We start from the raw sequence: 4,642 nt of genomic DNA on the forward strand, positions 1-4,642 counted from the left end.
GTCCCGGGCGGGAGGCGCCGGGGGCGGATCCTTCAGCACCACGGCGGTGGCCACGAGCGCGAGCAACCCGCCCAGGCCCAGCCAGCGCGTGAGCGCGCCCGTGTGGTCCGTCAGCCCGCTCATGGCAACGGCGACGGAGGCGGCAGCGTGCACGCGTCGTCGGCGTAGCGGAAGTAGCCGGCGCCCGAGGCGATCGACTCCGTGTAGATGGACTCGGGGGCGTTCGACATGACGGCGCCCTGGAAGAAGTCCCCACGGCAGTTGTACGCACGCATCGGCCAGTTGTCGGCGCCTCGCTTCGAGTTGATGGCGCTGGGCTCGCAGCTGTCGAAGCAGAAGCTCGTGTCGTTGCGCCAGTAGGCAGCCTGGAGCTTGTCGCCGGGCACCGTGCGCGTGGGCCTCGTCGCCGCCGCGAAGTAGCCCGCGGCCTTCGGGTCGCGGATGAGCACGGATTGGCGGATGTAGTCAGCGGAGAAGGGGAAGTCGAGCCCCAGCACGGACAGCACGCTGCCGATGGCATCCAGGGCCCCACCGCCGCTGCTCGTCACGCCCGCGTAGACGATGCGGCTCACGCGGTCGTGCGTGAGCTGCTCCACCCGGGGGTAGGTCTGCGAGGGGTTCTCGCCGTTGCCCCAGGCCCGCCACGTGTCGTGGTAGAGGTAGAACTCCTCGTTGAAGACCAGGTCCAGCTGGTTGCCTTCAAAGCCTGTCGTGTAGAGGGCGACCTCCTGCGGGATGATGCGGTTCACCATGCGCACCTGCACCTGCGCATGGACCGCGCCCACGCTGGGGTCGAACCCCATGTCCTCGGCCAGCTGCGCCGGCGTGCTGCCCAGCGCGGCCAGGGCCGGGCCCGCCAGTGCCCCGACGCCGGCCTTCGAACCCATGTCCGACATCTCGACGCTCTCGAGCGGCGCGTCGGCGTTCTCCGCCCTCACCTGGAAGGTGAGCCCGTTCTGGTAGGCGCTGCCCAGGGTGCCCGTCTTCGTGGAGCCGTCCAGGTCCTGGTAGCGCGTCCGGGCCTCCGCGACGATGGCGTTGAGGTCCGTGCGCACCGTGCGCTCGAAGGCGATGAAGCGCGCCATCTCCGCGAGCTTGAGTTGCGCGCGCTGCGCCTCCCAGAAGTAGTTCGCCCAGAGCACCAGCACCACGAAGAGGGGCGCGAGGAGCGCCAGCTCCACGGTCGCAGAACCCCGCGCGCGTCCCCGCCGTCCGGTGCGAGTCCTCATGGCGCCCGTCAGTAGTTGATGCCGTTGAGCAGCCATGCGCTGTCCTTCCATTCGGGCACCAGCCACTCCAGGCGATCCGAGTCCCAGTGGGTCTTGATGGGCGCCAGACGCGCGGTCCAGAGCGGGTTGAAGAAGTTGGGCTCTTCCTTCCAGGTATTGGGCCGGTGGTAGATGGCCCGTCCCACGGCCAGCGCCATCATTCCACCCGTGGCCGTGCGGAACCCCTGCGCGTACTTGTCGTTCATGCCGCCCACGTACGTCCAGGTCATGTCCAGGTACGACTCCCGGATGCCCTCGTTGTTGTTCTGCGTGGTGTCGAACTCACCTTCGCCAGCGCCCTCCATGAAGGCGTTCTGGCTCAGGTTCTCCATCTCGAAGGGGGGCTTGTCTCCGACGCGGTCGGCGCCCATGTCCTTGCCCAGGACGACGAGGTTGCACGGGTAGCCGAAGTGGTTCAGCCGCGGGTTGACGAAGCTCGTGTCCGCCGTGAGGAAGGGCGTGATGCCCGTCCACGTATGGTGGGTATCCGTCTTGTTGGAGCCGACCTCCTGGTGGAAGCCGCCCCGCGCGTCCGCCGCGGCCCGGAAGCGCAGCTGGAAGACATTGCTCCAGCCGAAGATGCCGCAGAGCGGGCGCACGTCGATGCGGATGTCGTCCGCCGCGTAGAGCTGGTCCTTGCGGTTGTTCTCGAAGCCCTCGTCGAAGCTCTTGATCTGGCTGTCAGCCGTCTTGCGGATGCGCAGCTCGCCAATGACGACGCACAGCTGGAAGTTCCAGCGCCGCCCGATGATGAACGGCCCCTCGCCCTCGGCCGTCCACCTGCGCCGCACGCCATTGGCCAGGTTGCCCATCAGCAGGCGGTACTTGGCCATGTCCGGATCCGACAGCTTGTTGTTCGACACCAGCTTCGCCCGCTTGAGCATGCCGGTGGGGTCCACCCCCATGGTGGGGACGCTGCTCTTGGGCCCGTCATCCACGATGTGGAGGAAGTTCTTGGCGTTGGAGTAGTTGACGTTGTCGGGGGTGTTGAACACCGAGGTGATGGGGCCCTTGTTGAAGTCCTGCCCGCTGTCCATGTCCACGGTGACGAAGGCCTTGGGGTCCGTCTTGTCGATGACGTCCCCATGCCCGTCGCTGGTGTAGAGGTCATACATGGTGCCCGTGAGCATGGCCTCCTGGGCCAGCCACAAGGCGATGTTGAGCCCTGTCAGGATGGGGATGAGCAGTCGTGAGACGGTCTCCACCGCCACCTTCCAGGCCTTGATGGCCTGTTCGACGGCGGCGAAGACGGTGCCGAGTCCGGGGATGAGCTTCAGGTACTTGGCAGCGGTCCCGATGGTGCGGTCCAGGTACACCGCGTGGCTCACGTAGGACATCACCGTGAGCATGGCGGAGTAGTGCACGATCATCGCGCGGTTGGTGTACGCGAGGAAGTTGTAGGCGCGCGCCTCCTTCACCGCCAGCGAGTACGCCTGCGCGTCCGCGGCGTCCTGCAGCTTGATCTTCTGGTACACGCCGTGGCCGATGCCCACCGAAGTCATCACGGTGACGGCCAGCACGAGCAGGACCACCACCCCGAGCACCATGGCCTGCCCGCGCTCGTCGCGCCGCAGCCGCCGGACAATCCGAAACATCAGGGTTCCTTCCGCCAGCGTCGGGGGACGCTAGCCATCCACGGCGCAGGAGTTCGGGCCGTGGGTCACGCTGTTGAGGAGGTTGGACTGCATGCGCATCGAATAGGTCGCGATGACGGGGATGACGAAGGTCTGCATGCCGGCCAGCGTGCTGACCTTCTTGTGGTCCGCGCTGCGGCTGGCGCCCTTGGCTTCCAGGTACTGCGTGGGGCTGCCTCCGCCCACGCGCTGGGTCGTGAAGTTCGGGCCGCCGCGGATGTCGCTCAGGAACTCGCGCCCCATGTAGAAGGCGTGGAGCTGCCAGTTCGCGAACGGGATGCGCATCTCGTAGAAGTACGTCACGCGCACCGTGAGCAGGTTGGCCTCGATGACCTGCGCGTTCCGGATGTCGTCGTAGTCCAGCTCCAGCCCCTTCATGTGCGAGCCATAGGACGCGAAGAGCCCGGGCAGCTGGCTCCGCCTGGGGTTGAGCACCTCCACGCGCACGCGCTCCAGGTCCACGCCTTCCTTCTCGAACGTCTGGTTCGCCTTGGCCGAGGACTTGTCCGTATACGCGTCATGGACGTTCGCCACGTCGATGAGCGTGTCCACGCGTCCCCCGGGCTTCGCCACGCCCGACATCGGGACCCGGGGCGGCCCCAGGGTGGGCAGCACCGCCACGTATGCGGCCGCCTTCATGATCTCGCAGTCGCCGTGGTTGACGATGCCCGCGCGCGCGGACCGGTACGCCGCGTACTCCGTCATCAGCCGTGCGTGGTGGAGCGTCCCCAACTGGAGGATGCCGAGGATGAGGAAGACCATCACCGGGAAGACCAGCGCGGACTCCACCATCGCCTGACCCGACTCTCCAGGATGGGTTGAAGCGGACCATTTCATGGGAAGTCCAATCTTCACACGCCGTGTCATGGGGTGCCAGCAAGCGGCCACTTGACGGACCCCCTGCTCAGGCGTGCGAACGTGGATTTCCCGCCTACCGGGTGCGTCGGGTCGCCCGGGCGGGCTTGGGCCCGTGCACCGTGCTGGCGACGAGGGTCTGCGCGAGCGCTTCGGCGGGGGCGCCCTGGAAGCCGGAGCAGGTGAGCTTCAGGCTCACGATGCCGTGCAGCCCCGCCCAGAACACCTCCGCGAGCCGCACGGGCGTCGCGCCTTCCAGGGCCAGGCCCGCGGCCTTCAGGGCCTCGAACGCGCGCACCAGCACGGCGAAGGACTTCGGCCCCGCGCCCTCCTGCTTGTCCTGGAACAGGTCCGCGGACAGCTTGGGGTCTTCCATGAAGACGAGCCGGTAGGTCTCCGGCTGCTTCAGGCCGAACGTCACGTAGGCGTCCGCCAGGCGTGACAGGCGCTCGACTGGCTCCTCGCAGGCCGCGGCGGGCTCCAGCACCGCGAGCAGCTCCTGGAAGCCGCGCACGCACAGCTCGCGCGCGATGGCGTCCCGGTTCTCGAAGTGCAGGTAGAGCGTCGCGGGTGCGTACTCCACCGCGTCCGCCAGCTTGCGCATGGACAGGGCCCCGAAGCCCTCCTTCATCACCATGTCGCGCGCCACCTGGAGGATCTGCTCGCGCAGCTCCGCCCGCTGACGTTCCTTCCGTTCCGCGCTGCCCATGTTTCAACGATAGGGCTTGACGTGGAGTACGGCCAGCAATAAATGAACGGTGTTCACAGAACGGTGTTCAGAAAACGGGTCGCCGTTCATTCCAGAGGAGAGCGACATGGAGACGGTGGCGTTGTTCGGCGCCTCGGGCGTCATTGGGCAGGGGGTGGCGCGCGCGCTCCAGGCGC

4 protein-coding genes are annotated in these 4,642 nt (G+C 67.3%); all 4 read right to left on the reverse strand.

Going from position 1 to position 4,642, the window contains the following annotated elements:
• Positions 1 to 119: 119 nt before the first annotated feature.
• Positions 120 to 1,181: a pilus assembly protein gene (locus tag D7V93_RS38440; RefSeq protein ID WP_120648046.1), complete on the reverse strand. Its 1,062-nt coding sequence runs from the start codon at positions 1,179 to 1,181 to the stop codon at positions 120 to 122.
• Between the two features lie 56 nt (positions 1,182 to 1,237).
• The gene (locus D7V93_RS38445; RefSeq protein ID WP_120648047.1) at positions 1,238 to 2,863 is read right to left on the reverse strand and encodes a pilus assembly protein; all 1,626 of its coding nucleotides are present in this window, start codon (positions 2,861 to 2,863) and stop codon (positions 1,238 to 1,240) included.
• A gap of 30 nt (positions 2,864 to 2,893) precedes the next feature.
• Positions 2,894 to 3,739 (reverse strand): TadE/TadG family type IV pilus assembly protein, encoded by an 846-nt coding sequence (locus tag D7V93_RS38450; RefSeq protein ID WP_120648048.1) that lies wholly within the window; start codon positions 3,737 to 3,739, stop codon positions 2,894 to 2,896.
• Positions 3,740 to 3,833: 94 nt separating this feature from the next.
• Positions 3,834 to 4,466, reverse strand: coding sequence for a TetR/AcrR family transcriptional regulator (locus D7V93_RS38455; RefSeq protein WP_120648049.1), 633 nt, complete (start codon positions 4,464 to 4,466; stop codon positions 3,834 to 3,836).
• Positions 4,467 to 4,642: the final 176 nt, after the last annotated feature.

The organism is Corallococcus llansteffanensis, from assembly GCF_003612055.1.
Taxonomy (GTDB): domain Bacteria; phylum Myxococcota; class Myxococcia; order Myxococcales; family Myxococcaceae; genus Corallococcus; species Corallococcus llansteffanensis.